At 76.1% G+C, this 14,808-nt stretch carries 11 protein-coding genes; 6 read left to right on the top strand and 5 right to left on the bottom strand.

Annotation, left to right across the window (positions count from 1 at the left end):
- Positions 1–8 precede the first annotated feature (8 nt).
- Positions 9–218: a hypothetical protein gene (locus tag ACH5A8_RS15010; protein WP_399001854.1), complete on the bottom strand. Its 210-nt coding sequence runs from the start codon at positions 216–218 to the stop codon at positions 9–11.
- Between the two features lie 225 nt (positions 219–443).
- On the opposite strand from ACH5A8_RS15010, the gene ACH5A8_RS15005 reads away from it, so the two are divergent.
- The 4 genes from ACH5A8_RS15005 to ACH5A8_RS14990 all read left to right on the top strand — a co-directional run bounded on the left by ACH5A8_RS15005 (position 444) and on the right by ACH5A8_RS14990 (position 8,606).
- The gene (locus ACH5A8_RS15005) at positions 444–1,694 is read left to right on the top strand and encodes an FxsB family cyclophane-forming radical SAM/SPASM peptide maturase (protein ID WP_399001852.1); all 1,251 of its coding nucleotides are present in this window, start codon (positions 444–446) and stop codon (positions 1,692–1,694) included.
- Positions 1,685–3,004, top strand: coding sequence for an aKG-HExxH-type peptide beta-hydroxylase (locus ACH5A8_RS15000; protein ID WP_399001850.1), 1,320 nt, complete (start codon positions 1,685–1,687; stop codon positions 3,002–3,004). Before ACH5A8_RS15005 ends, ACH5A8_RS15000 begins: the two co-directional genes overlap by 10 nt.
- A 94-nt stretch (positions 3,005–3,098) precedes the next feature.
- On the top strand, positions 3,099–4,046 hold the full coding sequence (locus tag ACH5A8_RS14995; protein ID WP_399001848.1) for a hypothetical protein: 948 nt from the start codon (positions 3,099–3,101) through the stop codon (positions 4,044–4,046).
- A 27-nt stretch (positions 4,047–4,073) separates the two neighbouring features.
- Complete coding sequence (locus tag ACH5A8_RS14990; RefSeq protein WP_399001846.1) at positions 4,074–8,606, top strand: AAA family ATPase; 4,533 nt, start codon at positions 4,074–4,076, stop codon at positions 8,604–8,606.
- 169 nt (positions 8,607–8,775) lie between these two features.
- On the opposite strand, the gene ACH5A8_RS14985 is transcribed toward ACH5A8_RS14990, so the two are convergent.
- Both ACH5A8_RS14985 and ACH5A8_RS14980 read right to left on the bottom strand, forming a co-directional pair.
- A complete protein-coding gene (locus ACH5A8_RS14985; protein WP_399001844.1) occupies positions 8,776–9,450 on the bottom strand; it encodes a class F sortase in 675 nt (224 codons plus the stop codon).
- On the bottom strand, positions 9,434–10,312 hold the full coding sequence (locus ACH5A8_RS14980) for a DUF305 domain-containing protein (protein WP_399001842.1): 879 nt from the start codon (positions 10,310–10,312) through the stop codon (positions 9,434–9,436). Before ACH5A8_RS14980 ends, ACH5A8_RS14985 begins: the two co-directional genes overlap by 17 nt.
- 260 nt (positions 10,313–10,572) lie before the next feature.
- Here ACH5A8_RS14980 and ACH5A8_RS14975 point away from each other — a divergent pair, with 260 nt between their 5' ends.
- Positions 10,573–11,001 carry a cold-shock protein gene (locus ACH5A8_RS14975; RefSeq protein ID WP_399001840.1) on the top strand — a complete coding sequence of 143 codons (429 nt, stop codon included), beginning with the start codon at positions 10,573–10,575 and terminating at the stop codon, positions 10,999–11,001.
- An 80-nt stretch (positions 11,002–11,081) separates the two neighbouring features.
- Here the strand turns inward: ACH5A8_RS14975 and ACH5A8_RS14970 are convergent, their stop codons facing one another.
- Entirely contained in the window at positions 11,082–12,230 is a 1,149-nt protein-coding gene (locus tag ACH5A8_RS14970; protein WP_399001838.1) for a glycosyltransferase family 4 protein, read from the bottom strand.
- A 580-nt stretch (positions 12,231–12,810) separates the two neighbouring features.
- A complete protein-coding gene (locus ACH5A8_RS14965) occupies positions 12,811–13,212 on the bottom strand; it encodes an STAS domain-containing protein (protein WP_399001836.1) in 402 nt (133 codons plus the stop codon).
- Positions 13,213–13,737: 525 nt separating this feature from the next.
- Between ACH5A8_RS14965 and ACH5A8_RS14960 the strand changes: the two genes are divergently transcribed.
- Positions 13,738–14,808 carry a zinc-dependent alcohol dehydrogenase family protein gene (locus ACH5A8_RS14960; protein WP_399001834.1) on the top strand — a complete coding sequence of 357 codons (1,071 nt, stop codon included), beginning with the start codon at positions 13,738–13,740 and terminating at the stop codon, positions 14,806–14,808.

Here is a 14,808-nt window from a genome sequence, read left to right as displayed (position 1 = left end):
CGCTGCCGCTAGTCGGCCTCGGGCAGGGCCGGGGGATCGGGCTGCTGGGTGTAGTTGGTGTGGAACAGGGCCTCGGGACGGGCGGCGTCGTCCCGCACCCGGCGCAGGGCGAGAACCAGCGCGGATTCCGGCAGCGCGGCGATTTCCTCAAAGGGAAATTCGGACAGGTCGACCAATGGCGATTCCACGACGTTCCGCGCTTCGGTCTGATCATCCATACGGAGCCCCGTCATCCCGTTTCTGTCGAGAATCCGCCACGGTGTGGAGGAGTGCCGGACAGTTGTGGTTTGGCCGGTGAACCCGGCTGCCAAACAACCGACTTGCTGCCACACTTCTGAGTCTACCGGCAAGGGCGGCGCCTGGAGCGCCCAGTGACGGCGGCGCGCCACACGGCCGTCCGGGGCCCCGGGCGGGACGCGAATACGTTCGCACACGGGAGATCCATGGGCGCTGAAACAGGTGAGTGGTACGGACGGACGACCGTTCCCTCACAAAGCGGCGAGCCCCCTTCCCCCCACAGTGCGGAGGAATTCCCGTTCCACACCTTCGTCCTCAAGTTCCACAGCCGCTGCGATCTGGCGTGCGACTACTGCTACATGTACCGGGCGGCCGACCAGAGCTGGCGGCACCAGCCCCGGTCGATGTCGCCGGCGGTGATCGCCTGGACGGCGCGCCGGATCGCCGAGCACGTCCGGGCGCACCGCCTGCGCGCGGTGACCGTGGTCCTGCACGGCGGCGAGCCGTTGCTGGCCGGACCACGGCTGCTGCGCCTGGCGGTGACGGAGATCGCCCGCGCAGTGGGTCCCGGGGTGCGGGTCGACACCTGTGTGCAGACCAACGCGCTGCGCCTGGACGAGGCGTGGCTCGACACGCTGGGCGAACTGGGCGTGCGGATAGGGGTGAGCCTGGACGGCGACCGCACCGCCCAGGACCGGCACCGCACCCGGCCCGGCGGCAGGGGCAGCCACCGGCGGGTCGCCGCCGCCGTCCAACGGCTGGCCGAGGGCCCCCACCGGCGCCTGTTCGCCGGACTGCTGTGCACCGTCGACCTGCGCAACGACCCGCGCGGCACCTACGAGGAACTGCTGCGCTACCGGCCCCCGATGATCGACTTCCTGCTCCCGCTGGGCACCTGGGCCGCGCCCCCGCCGGGCCGTGTCGCCGGCCGGCCCGACACGCCGTACGGCGACTGGCTGGCCGCGGTGTTCGACCACTGGTACGCGGCCCCGGTGCGCGAGACGGATGTCAGGGTGCTGCACAACGTGGTCTCGCTGGTGCTCGGCGGGCGCTCCCGCACCGAGGGACTGGGCCTGGAACCGGTCCGCTACGTCGTCGTGGAGACCGACGGCTCCATAGCCCTCGACGACACCCTGCGGGTGGCACGCTCCGGCGCCACCCGGACGGGCCTGCACGTCGCCCGGGACTCCTTCGACCGGGCGCTCGGCCACCCCGACGTCAGGGTGCGCCAGTCGGGCGCGGCGGCGCTGGCCGCCGCATGCCGGGCGTGTCCGCTGCTCCCGGTGTGCGGCGGCGGCCACTACGTCCACCGCTACCGCGCCGACGGCAGCGGGTTCCGCAACCCCAGCGTCTACTGCCCCGACCTGGCCGGTCTCATCCGGCACGTGCACCGCAGGGTGTCGGCGGACACCGCGCGGCTGCGCCGCCGGGCGGCGGTGCGGGAGGCGTGCCCGTGACCCTGCGCGCCTACCGTCTGAGCGGCCCGGTCTTCCAGGCGCTGGCCCAGGGCGGGGGCGGCGCGCCGGCGGTCGGCCTGCTCTCGGACGCCGAGTACGGCAGGCGCCTGCTGCTCCTGCGGGCCGTGCTGGACCGGGCGCGGGAGCACGGCGGGGCCACGGAGACCCGGGTGCGGCGCCTCTTCGACGTCCTCGCCCGGGCCCGGCGCGCCGCGCCCGCGGCGACCCGGCGGGTGCTCGCCCACCCCTCGGTCGGGCCACGGCTGGTGATCACCTGGCGTGCCCTGGACGGGCCGGTCGGCGCGGAGCCCCTGCCGCTGGCGTCCGTCGCCGCGGCCGCCGCCGTCGCCGCCGGGGTGCGGGCCTCGCTCACCCTGTCGGCCGCGGGACCGGGAGCGGTCCTGCCCGGGGTGGGGGCGGTGCCCCTGCCCGGCGCCGCGCCGAACACCGTCGTACGGCTGCGCGGCGGGCTGCTGGAGTGCGACGACGGCACCCGGGCGCCGCTGCCGCCGCCCGCCCGACTGGGACGCGAGCACCCCGGCTGGTGGCCGCTGCGCGCGGTGACCGACGGGGGTGCGGTGCTGGACGACGCCGACGCCGTGACCACGGCCCAAGCGGCTCCGGCCCGGCTCACCGGCGCCGAACTGCGGTCCTGGCGGGCGGAGGCCGGCGCCGCCCTGCGGCTGCTGCGCGCCCGGCACGCCGAGTACGCCGGTGAGGTGGCGGCAGGGCTGCGGGCGCTGACGCCGGTGACGCGGGACGACGGCGACACCGCGCACCACAGCGGCAGTTCCGCGGAGATGTTCGGCGGCGTGGCCCTGAGCCGCCCGGCCGGCCCGCGCGCCTTCGCCGAGACGCTGGTGCACGAGATGCAGCACAGCAAGCTGCTGGCCGTGACGCACCTGGTCGACCTGCTGGCCCCCATCGGGCCCATGGACGAGGAGCCGCTGCACTACGCGCCCTGGCGCGAGGATCCCAGGCCGCTGCCCGGCCTCCTGCACGGCACGTACGCCTTCCTGGCCGTGGCCCGGTTCTGGGCCGTCGAGGCGGCCGCGGAGTCCGATCCGCTGGAGCGTCACCGGGCCCAGGTGCGGTGCGCGCGGTGGCGGGCGGCGGCGGCCGGGACGGCCGGGGCCATCCTCGCCGGGAGCGACGACCGGCTGACACCGGCCGGCCGCCGGTTCGTCACCGGGACGGCCCGCGCCCTGGCACGGCTGGGCGAGCAGCCGCTGCCGGCGAGCGCCGTACGCGAGGCGGACCGGCAGGCCGAGGAACACCGGGGACGGTGGAGCGAGCGCTCACAACCCTGACGATCCACAGGTGTGCTGACGCCACGTCGGTCATATCCTGGCTCGGACGCGGGGCGGCGTGCCACGTGTGAGGCGGCGTCACAGGTGACCACCCGTGCGTCGGGTGGGCGCGGACCGGGTAAGTGACCCGCACATCGGCTCGGCCATGGGGGTGGTGGGGATGGGCGCCGTGGTGCTGGTGCACGGTATCTGGAACGAGGAACCGGGGATGCCCCCGCAGGACGTCGCGCGGGAGAAGGCCGCGGAGGCGGCGGGCCGGCTGCGCGCCGGTCTGGACGCCGCACACCTGCCGCACATCGCCGTACCGCCCCTGGTCATGGCCTACTACGCACACCAGCTCGCCGACGGATACGTACCCGAGGACCCGCAGTCGGCCGAGGGCGACAGCCTGGACGACCTGACGCCCGATCAGGTGGCCGAGGCGCTGGAATGGCTGCACGCGGCCGGCGCGACGGAACCGGACGACTCCCAGGCCGCGTTCCTGGCCCCGGTGCGATGGACGCTCGGGCGGCTGGTGACGCAGCGCGCCCCCGGCGCCCCACCCGGCGCCCGGCAGAGACTGACGGAACTGCTGTCGCGGCTGGTGGTCGCCACCATCCGCGACCTGGACGCCTACACCTCCCGTCCGGGCCGCCGCGCACGGGTCCGGGAGACCGTCGCCACGGCGATCCGGGACAGCGGCGCCCGCGTGGTGGTGGCCCACTCGCTGGGCAGCGTCGTGGCCTACGAGACACTGCACGCCCACCGGGACATCGAGCTGGACCTGCTGCTCACCCTCGGCTCGCCGCTCGGCCTGCCCGCGATGCTGCGCAAACTGGACCCGGAGCCCGTGGACGGACGCGGAGCCCGGCCGCCCGGCGTACGGCACTGGGTGAACATCGCCGACGTCGGCGACCTGGTGGCCATCCCGCCGCGCCTGGGCGGAGCCTTCCCCGTCGACCTGCACGACACCACCGACATCGGCCTGTTCGACCCGCACACCCTCGGCGGCTACCTCTCCGAAGGACTCGTGGCGGCCGCGCTCGCACCCCATCTCTCCTGACCCCGAACGCGCGGAGGAGCCCGGCAGGTGACGTTGCACGCGCTGGTGGCGGGCGCCGGGAACTTCCCGGCGCGCTCCATGACGGAAGAGGAACGGGCCTCGGGCGCGGTGCCGCTGCGCCGCCTGCCCAAGGTGACGGAAGCCGTCGCCGGGATGGCGCGGGCACTGGCCGCCGTCGGGGCCGAGGTCGCGCCCGTGCTGGCCGATCCCACCCGCCTGGAGTGGGAGACGGCGTGGCGCACCGCACGCGAGCGGGCCGGCCACGACCCCCTCGTCGTCCACTTCTGCGGCCACGGCCTCCTGGTCGACACCGACCTCTACCTCGCCGTGTCCGGCACCAGCACGGTCAGGAGCCGGATCCGCGACACGGCCGTCGAGGTGGAGGCGCTGCTCAAGGACGTCCGCCAGGGCGACGGCGGGCCCGTGCTGTTCCTGCTGGACGTGTGCCACGCGGGGGCCGCGCTGGGCCGGCAGCTCGCCGCCCGGCTGAGCGGCGTGACCGACCGCAGGACCTGGGTCGTCGCGGCCTGCGGCGCCGACGCGATCACCTACGGCGCCCGCTTCAGCACGGCGACCGCCACCGTCCTCGACCGCCTCGCCCGGCGCCGCCTGGTCGTCCCGCCGGAGTTCGAGCACGTCCCGGTGGAACTGCTCGCCAAGGAGATCGACACGGCGCTCGCCCGGGCGGACCGCGCACAGGGCGAGCCCAAGCAGGACGTCGTACGCACCCCGCACGACGAGGCCGCGCCGGCCCCGGCGCCGATCCTGCCCAACCCCTGGCACGGGGCCACTCGCGCCGAGCGGCTGTGGGCCGTCTACGACACCGGACTGCTGGACTTCGCCGCGGCCCTCGACCCCCGCCTGGACGCGTTCCACTTCGTCACCCGGGCGACCGGGACCGGCCACGCGGGACCGTCCTTCTTCCGTGGCCGCGCACGGCAGTTGGAACACCTGCGGCGATGGCTCGACGACCCCGACGGCGAGCAGGGCCGGCTGCTGGTGGTGACCGGCAGTCCCGGCGCCGGGAAGTCCGCGCTGCTCGGGGCGGCGGTGTGCACGGTCCATCCCCAGTTCGCCGCGCTGCGGACCGAGATGGCCGTCGACGGCTTCCGGCCCCGCGCCGACCCGGGGTTCGTCGCCGTGCACGCCAGCGGCCTGACCACTCAGCAGGTCGCCGCCTCCCTGTACCGGCAGGCGCACGGCGAGGCCCCCGCGGCCGCGCCCGGCGAACGGCGGACCGCCGTCACCGCCGCCCGCCTGCTGGAGGCCCTCGGCGCACGCCCGCCGGTGACGGTCGCCGTGGACGCCCTGGACGAGGCCGCCGACCCCGAGGAACTGCTGCGGGAGGTCCTGCTGCCGCTGGCGGGCCACGCCCCGCGGGACCCGGCGCCCGGCTGCCGCGTCCTGATCGGCACCCGCCTGTGGCCGGACACCCTGCCCGCCCTGCACGCCGCCCTCTCCGGCCGGCCGCGGGACCGCATCGACCTCGACCGGGAGGACCGGGACGTCCTCGCCCGCGACCTGGCCGCCTACCTGGACCGCATGCTGGGCCCGGAGTACGCGTACGAGGTCGCCGAGACCCTCGGGCACCGCCTGGCGCACACCCCGCAGGACCCCCCGCGGCACGGCGCGTTCCTGACCGCCTTCCTGCACGGCTCCCACGTGCGCGCCCTGGCCGCCGCCGGCGCCCCGCCCTCCGCGGCGCGGATCCTGAGCGACCTGCCGAGCGACCTGCCCGGCATGTTCGACCTGAACCTGCGGACACTGCTGGCCGGGGACCCCTGGACCGGCCCCGTGCTGACCGCGGTCGGACGCGCGGCCGGCCCCGGCATGCCGCTGGAGACGATCCACGCGGTGGCGCTCGCCCTGGCCCCCGGGGCGGCCCGGAACCCGCCGCCCCGGCCCGAGGACACCCGGCGGTCGCTGGAACGCGGCCGCTTCTATCTGCGCGTCACCGCCGACGGCGACCGCCGGCTCTACCGCTTCTTCCACCGCTCCCTGGCCGAACACCTGGCGCCACGGGCGGACGCCGGCGTCGTCCTGCGGGCCCTGCTGGCGCGTACACCGGCCGGCGACGCGGCCCGCTTCTGGGCGGACACGGACCCCTACCTGCTGCGCCACCTCGCCGACCACGCGGCCGAGGCCGGCCCGCGAGAGCTGGAGGGGCTGCTCGCCGACCCGCGCTACCTGCTGCACGCCGACCCGGACCGGCTCACGCCGCACCTGCACCGCGCGCGCGGCCCCCTGGCCCGGTCGCACGCCGACGTCTACCGGCACAGCACCGCCCACGACCCGCGCCGCCACGACCTGGCCGTACGACGGGACCTGCTGGACCTGGACGCGTCGGTGTGGCGCCGCCCCGCCCTCGCCGAAGCCCTCGCCGCCCCGCCCGCGGCGCTCGCCCGGCCGCGGTGGGCGGTCAGCCGGACGGCGTCGCCGGCACGGCTGCACACGCTGGGACCGCACGGCGAACACGTCACACGGGTGACCCTGGCCCGCACGTGCGAGGGCGGCGACGGAGCGGACCTCGTCGTCACCGTCGGCGACGACGGCCGGCTGCGTCGCTGGGACGCGCTGCGCGGCCGTCCCCTGCCCGTGCTGTCCGGTGGCCCCGCCCGCGCGCTGGCGCCGACCCGGCTGTCCGACGGCCGGCACGTACTGGTCTCCGGCGGCGACGACGGCGGACTCCTCGTGCACGACCTGCGCACCGGCGCCCTGGTGCGCTCCCTGGCGGCCCCCGGGGGACGACCGGTCGGCCTGCTCGCCGCGCTCGCCCTGCGGGACGGCGCGCGGGCCGTCACGGCCGGGAAGGACAAGGAGTTCCGCTTCTGGGACCTGGAGACGGGGAGGCTCGTGCACGAGGAGGACGGCCCCATCGTCGTCGTACGGGCCCTGACCGCGGCCGAACTGCCCGGCGGCCAGGCGGTGGCGGTGGCCGCGGGCGACGAGTACGAGGCCATGGTGTGGGACCTGCGCACCGGCCGGCGGCTGCGCGGCCTCGGCCCGCACCGGGACTTCGTACGCGCCGTCGCCACCGCCCGCCGCGGCGACGGCGCCGCCGTGGCCGTGACCGGCGGCCGGGACGCCGCCGTACTCGTGTGGAACCTGGCCGACGGGTCGGTGGCGCACACCCTGCGGAGGCACGGGGAGTGGGTGACCGCGGTGGCCGCCGGCACGGTCGGCGGCCGGTGCCTGGCGGTCAGCGGGGACCGCTCGGGCCGGGTGCTGGTGTGGGACCTCGACACCGGCGACCTCCTCCACGACCTGCACGAACAGCACGGGGTGATCACGTGTGCGGTCCTGGGCGAGGGCGCGGGGGACGGCGTGGCGGTCACGGGGTGCGCCGACGGCCGGGTCGCCGTGTGGGACCTGGGCACCGGGCGGCACACCCATGGGTTCGCCGCCCATGCCGACGGGGTGCACGACGTGGACGTGGGCCGGATCGGCGAGCGGGTGGTGGCGGTCAGCGGAGGCGCCGACGGACGGGCCGTGGTGTGGGACGTCACGGCGCCCGAACCGGACGCGCCGGGCGCCGGCCCCGCCGAACCGGTCACCGCCGTCGCCGTCACCGTGCCGCACGGCGGAGGCGCGTTTCCCGGCGTAGGGCCGCGAGTCGAGGGTGCCCCGCACGTCGAGGGGGCGCCGCACGGCGGGGGTGTGCCGCACGGCGGGGGCGCGCTGCTCGTGGCCGTAGGCGGCGAGCGGACGGCCGAGGTGCGCGACCTCGCCGGCGGCCGGATACTGCGCCGACTGCGGGACGACGGTCGGCCGTTGCTGGCACGGGCCGTGACCACCGCCGTACTGCCGCGGCACGGCCCGGTCGTGGTCACGGGCAGCCGGGACGGCCTGCTGCGGGTGTGGGACCCGGCCGGCGGATCGCTGCTGCGGTCGTGGGACTGCGGGACCGGACGCGTGCGGGCCATGACGACCGGCTGCGCCGACGACGGGCGCGCGGTCGTCGTCGCCGGCGGCGACGAGGGCACGGCGACGGTGTGGGACCCCGCGACGGGGCGGCGCGTGACAGCCTTCGCCGGGCACGACGGCGCCCGGATCCTCGCCCTCGCCGCCGTCCCCGGCACACCGGGCGCCGTCGTCAGCGGCGACGACGCAGGCACTCTGCTGATGTGGGACGCGCGCGGCGGGGAGGAGATCGCCGTGCTGACCCGGTCGGCCGGCCGCGTCGACGCGATCGCCACCGCCGCCCTGCCCGGCGGACGCACGGTCGCCGTCACCGCCGAGGCCACCGGCGAGACGCGGCTGTGGGACCTCGGCCGTACCGCGCCCACGCGCCCACTGGACGCCACGGAAAGGCCGGTGACCGCTCTGACGACGGCCCGGCTGCCGGACGGCCGGACCGTGGTCCTCGGCGGCGGCGCCGACTGCCGGGTCCGCGCCTGGGACCTGCTCGACGGTACGCGGCTGCCCGCGGCGTACCACCTGCCCGCGGCCGTGTGCGCGCTCGCCGCGTCCCCCACGGGCTTCGTCGTCGCGCATGCGGCCGGCACGGCCTCCCTCACCTGGGACACCGCCCTCGACGCCTCGGCCCCGCCCACCGGTTGACCGGCCGGGCGATCGTGCCCCGGACGCCGGTCGACCGGCCCGGCGGCCAGGCCCGGTCCGCCCGGGAACACCGCCGTGCGCCGACGGGCCGCACCAGCGGGAGCCGGCCGCGCTGCTGCGCCCGTGACCCGGCGGCCGCCCCCCGGCACGCCGCGCGCACGGGGCCGGTTCAACCGGAGCGGGCGCCGGTGTAGTGGCCGAACACGATGACGTTCCCGGTGTATCCGCGGCCCGCGGTGTAGGCGCCGCCGCAGGTGATCAGCCGCAACTGCGGGGTGGTGGCGGGCCCGTAGACGGCCTCGGTCGGGAAGCGGTCCTTGGACACCGTGGTGACCCGGTCGACGGCGAAGGAGGCGGTAACGCCGTCGGCGCGCCGGATGTCCACCCGGTCCCCGGGACGCAGGGAGCCCAGCCGGTAGAACACCGCCTTGCCGCCCGGCAGCCGCGCGGAGTCCACATGGCCGAGGACGACCGTCGCCCCGCGCTGCCCCGGTGCGGGACTGTGCTCGTACCAGCCGGCGAGCCGCGCCTGTTCCGGGCGGGGCACCGCGACGGAACCGTCCTCGTCCAGTCCGAGGCGTATCACGTCCGCCCTGATGCCCAGGCGGGGCACGGCGATCGCGACCGGCGGGGAGAAGCCCAGCACCGGCACCGGTGACGCCGCCTCGGAGGGGACGGCCGTGGGGGAGGCGGCGGCCGCGGCCGGTTGCGGCGGGGGATCGGGCATCGACGCCACCCCGTAGACGGCCGTCGCCAGTCCCGCGACCAGCGCGGTGGCGGCCGGCCACAGCAGCAGGGCGTCACCCCTGGCCGGGTCCCGGTCGCCCTCAGCGCTCTCCGGCACCGCGCCGACGCCGGAGCACCACGGCTCCCACGCCCGTGCCGGCGGCGGCCAGCGCGCACCCGGCCGCGATCAGCGGTGCGGTGGACCCCTGGGTGGCGCCGTCACCGGTGTCGGCCGCGCCCTCGGGCACGGCGCCCGGTCGCGTGCTCGTGGCCTGGACGCTCGGCCGGACGTCCAGGCTCCCGGCCCGGCCCGACAGCCAGGCGAGGAAGTCGGTGATCTGCTTCATCTGGGTCATCGTCCCGGTGGCGGCGGCCGTCCGCAGTTCGGCGTGGTCCGCGCGGGCCTGGGTCTGGAGGAACTCCAGTACGCCCGAGCTGTGCTGCGGCACCATCATGCAGGCGAACATGGTGTCGAAGCCGGGACCCTGACCCGTGCGGTCCAGCATGCCGAGTGTGCGCCGGGCCTCGTCCGCCAGGCCCTGCACCTGTTGACGGACCTCGGCGGGCAGTCGCGCCATCGCCTGGTCGGGCGTCATCCCGTACCACTGGCTCAGCCAGCGGGTGAACTGCTCCATCTGGCTCTTCTGCCCGGAGACGATGTCCTGCGCGCGGGCGCGCAGGTCGCGGTCGGTGCCGCGCTGGAGCTCCCGCTGCGCCATTTCGACGGCCGCCTGGTGCTGCCGCACGATCCCGGCGAGGAAGGCGACCTCCAACTGCTTGCCCTGCAGCTTCGCCAGGCTGTCGCCGAACGCGCGGGCGGCCTGCGAGGCGGCCGTCGACCCGGCCGGACAGCCCTGGGCGCGTGCGGTGGAGGAGGGGGAGGGAGCGGTGACGGCGACGGCCGCGGCGGTGGGCGCGCAGACGAACGCCCCCAGGGCGAGCAGCAGGACGCCGCCACGCCGAAGGCTGGATATGTGCACGAAAAGGGTCCTTTGCCAGAAGGCCGGCGCGGGCGACGCCCGCACCGGAGCGGGGGAGCCTTGTGAGGACGGGCCGGGACCGTGGTCCGGCCCGGTGACCGAGCCGTGACCGGCTCGGTACTCACCGTAGGGCGCCGGCCGGGCGGACGCCTCGACGGTGTACTCCATCCGGTGGTGGCCGGCCGCGCCGCGGACGCCGCGTACTAACCTTCTCCCCTGATGGCTCGGGCAGGTCGCCCGACGAGGTGTTGGGGGTTGGTGTGGTCAGTGGCCGTGTGGTCCGGTTCGACAGCACGAGGGGTTACGGGTTCATCGCGCCCGATCAAGGTGGGGAGGACGTCTTCCTCCATGTGAACGACATGCTGATGCCGGAGGCTCAGGTCCGCACAGGGGTGGCGGTGGAGTTCGAGATCGAGGAGGGCGACCGGGGCCCGAAGGCGTCGTCGGTGCGGCTGGCCAGGAAGGCCGACGGCACCTTGGTGACACCCCTGGCCGCCGTCTCCGCCGCCGCGGGCAGGCCGGGCGCCGGCGACGACGGACTGTGCGACGTGCTCCGCCACGACGAGTACGTCGGTGAAGTGACGGAGATCCTGCTGTCCGCCGCCCCGTCGCTGACGGGGAGTCAGATTCTGCAGGTGCGCGCCGGGTTGCTGGAGTTCGCCACGAAGCGGGGCTGGATCGAGGGCTGACGGACGGACGGGACCGGGGCGCCGACGCCGCGAGGGGGCCGGGTCCCGTTCCCGTCCGGTCGGGTGCGGCCCGCCCGGGGCTACTCGTCGTCCGGCGTGGGCACCGCCGTCTGTCCAGGGGTCAGCAGCCGCGCCAGGTGGCGGGCCGACGCATCCCACGACCAAGACTCGCGGGCCCATGCGCGGCCCGCGGCGCCCATCGCGGCGGCCCGGCCGGGGTCGACGAGTAAGCCGGTCAGCGCGTCCGCCACGGCCGCGGTGTCGGTGCCGTCCACGACCGTGCCGGTCGAGCCGTCGAGCACCGTGTCGGGAGCGCCGCCCGAGTCCCCGACCACCACGGGCAGTCCGCTCGCCGCCGCCTCCAGGAACACGATTCCGAGGCCCTCCGCCTCCAGTCCGCCCTTGCGGGTGCGGCACGGCATGGCGAACACGTCCGCCGCCGCGTAGTAGCCGGGCGTCTCGGTGTGCGGCTTGCCGCCCGCGAAACGCACCGCGCCCGGGGCGTGCCGCCGGGCCAGCCTGCGCAGCCGGGCCTCGTCGGGCCCCTTGCCGACCAGCAGCAGCACCGCGTCGGGAACCGCGCGCCGCAGCAGCGGCATGGCCCGTATCAGCATGTCCTGACCCTTGCGCGGAACCATGCGCGCGACGCACAGGATCACCCGCCGGTCCCGCAGCCCGAGCCGCGTGCGCAAGGCCTCCCGGGCGGCGGCGTCGGGCCGGTACACCCTCGCGTCCACCGCGGGCACCAGGCGGCTCATGAGCGGGCGCGGGCCGAGGGCCGGCTCGATCCGGCTACGTGTGTAGTCGCCGAGATACGTGACGACGTCGACGCCGTCGCCTATCCGGCGCATCATCGACCGCGCGCCGGGCAGCCGGGCCCACCAGATCTCGTGGCCGTGCGTGGTCGCCACGACGCGGCGTACACCGGCCTCGCGCAGGGCCGGCGCCATCAGGGCCAGGGGCGCCGCGGCCCCGAACCAGACCCGGTCGCAGCCGTGGGCCCCGGCGATCTCGACGGCCCTGCGGGTGGCGCGCCCGGTCGGCAGCAGCATGCGGGTCGTGTCCCGGATCACGGGGAAGGGAAGGGTCGCGTCGTAGGCCGTGTCGCCCTCCTCGTGCGAGGTGTAGACGACGACGTCCGGCAGGCGGGTGGCCAGGGCGTGCACGAAGGTCTCGATTCCTCCCTGGCGGGGCGGGAAGTCATTGGTGATGACGAGGGTGGAGCCCATAAGTGTGGCGGATCCTTCGGAGTGAGGTGGGCGAGCGAGCCGTGACAGGGTGGTCGCGGCGGTCGTCGTCGATCTCCGGGGTGCTCCGCCGGCGGCCGGGGGGCCGTGAGCGCTCGGCGCGCCGGGGGCCGCCCGGCCGGGGGATGCGCGGGGCGTCTCGGAGTCCAGGGGCGGGCAGCCCTTCGCCGCGTCGGCGTACCGCTCATCCGAGGCCTTCCGATTGACCGGGCGAACGGCCCCGCTGCGTGGCGTGCCGCCCTTGGAGATCGACATCTCATCGGATCATCGAGCGGCCGTCCGTCTCATCCACCCAGAGGCGGAGACCCGCACACATGGTCCGCCCTGAGAAGGACCCACGACTCAGACCTGCGGTCGGGGTGACAGGGCGACAGGGCGACGAGAGAGGGTGTTCCGGACCGGGGCGGTCCGGAACACCCTCTCCTCGTCCCCACACTCCCGCGTGGGCCGCCACACCTGGCCCCGCCCTCATACCTCCCCCTGCCCACCACCTGACCCGCCCGCGCGCGTCACCTCGTCCGCGTGCCCCCAGCCGTTCCCGCCTTCAGGAGGCCGGCACCGATCAGTCCTGCCCCGCGGGAACCACCGGACGCTCCGCGGGCGCCCGGCCGGCGGCCGGCGTCCCGGCGAACTCCGGCACCACCTGGAAGACGCCCGACAGCCCCGTGCGGCGCAGGATCCGCCGGAAGAAGGCGCTGTCGCTGACCAGGCGCAGCCGGCCGTCACGGGCCGCGACCCGGTTGCGCACCCGGCACAGCAGGCCCAGCCCGGCACAGTCGATGAACGGCACGCCGCGCAGGTCGAGCACCAGGTCGGGGCGGGGGCCCGCGCTCAGCGCGTCCAGGCGGGCGCCGAGGCTCAGCCGCGTGGCGAAGCCGACGTCGCCGCTCAGCGTCACGACGGTCGCCCCGCCGACCGTGCGCTCGGTGTGACCGTTCAGGGTCCAGGTGTGGCTCTTGGACATGCTGAAAGCACACCGCGCCCGGCCGGTCCGGCGGTAGGGCCGTTCGGCCCCGACCGCCCGGGACCCACCGGACCCCGCCTGGCTCAACTCCGTCGAGACCCACCGGACCCCGCCTGGCTCAACCCCGTCGAGACCCACCGGACCCCGCCTGGCTCAACCCCTCGGGACCCACCGGACCCGACCCTGACCCGCCGGACCGCCCGGCCCACTGTCACCCCAGCCCGGAGCCACCCCGGCCCGGAGCCACCTCGGCCCACCGCCGCCCCGGCCCGTCGGTGGCCCGGAGCCGCGCAGGAGCTCCGACGTCCTGTGGGCCGCGCGGAACCGCCGACGGCCCGGGACCGCGCGGAGCCGCCCCCGAGGGGCCTTTTCCGCCCGCCCGCCCGGGCGGGCCGTCCGGCCCGAGCGGAACCGCCCGTCACCGGCCAAGATGGAGTGAGGGGCCATCCCGGTGACGCGTCCCCGCGGGACACGAGTGCCGCTGGGCCCCGGACATCCGCCCGAGAAGAGAGGGTGAGGACCGGCATGAGAGCCTATGTCTTCCACGGCCCCGGGCAGTCCTCCTGGGAGGACGTCCCCGACCCGGACGTCAAGGACCCCACCGACGCCATCGTGCGGGTGGACACCGTCACCATCTGCGGCACCGATCTGCACATCCTCAAGGGCGACGTGCCCGAGGTGCGCCCGGGCACCGTGCTGGGGCACGAGGCCGTCGGCGAGGTGGTCGAGGTGGGCGCCGACGTACGCACCGTACGGCCGGGGGACCGGGTCCTGGTCTCCTGCGTCACCGCCTGCGGGCGCTGCCGGTACTGCCGCGAGGCCGTGTACGGCCAGTGTCGCGGCGGCGGGGGCTGGATCCTCGGCCATCTCGTCGACGGCACCCAGGCCGAGTACGTCCGCGTGCCCTTCGCCGACCTCTCGGTGCATCCGCTGCCCGCCGCGGTCGCGAGCGAGGACGCGGTCCTGCTGGCCGACATCTTCCCCACCGCCTACGAGGTGGGCGTGCTCAACGGGCGGGTCCGGCCCGGGGACACGGTGGCGGTGGTCGGGGCCGGACCCGTCGGGCTCGCCGTGATCGCCACCGCCCACCTGTTCGCGCCTGAACGGATCATCGCCGTGGACGTGGCCCCGGCCCGGCTGGAGGCCGCCCGCGAACTCGGCGCCGAGGCGGTGGCCGACGCCCGGGAGGACCCCGAGCAGTTGGTCGCGGACCTCACCGGCGGACTGGGCGCGGACGTGGTCGTGGAGGCGGTGGGCCTGCCGGAGACCTTCGAGATGTGCACCCGTATGGTGCGGCCCGGCGGACACGTGGCCAACGTGGGTGTGCACGGCGCGCCCGCGACGCTGCACCTGGAAGACCTGTGGATCAAGGACGTGACCATCACCACGGGCCTGGTCGACACCCACTCCACCCCCACCCTGCTCAAGATGGCCGCCGCGGGCCGGCTGCCCACCTCGCGGCTGGTCACCCACACCTTCCCGCTGGAGCGCATGCAGGAGGCGTACGACGTCTTCGGGCACGCCGCCGAGACGGGCGCGCTCAAGGTGGTGCTCGGCGGGCCGCAGCGCGAGGTGGTCCCGGTGACCACCGAGTGA

It is taken from the genome of Streptomyces sp. NPDC018610, from assembly GCF_044391765.1.
Taxonomy (GTDB): Bacteria; Actinomycetota; Actinomycetes; order Streptomycetales; family Streptomycetaceae; genus Streptomyces.
This window is presented reverse-complemented; position numbering and strand designations above follow the sequence as displayed.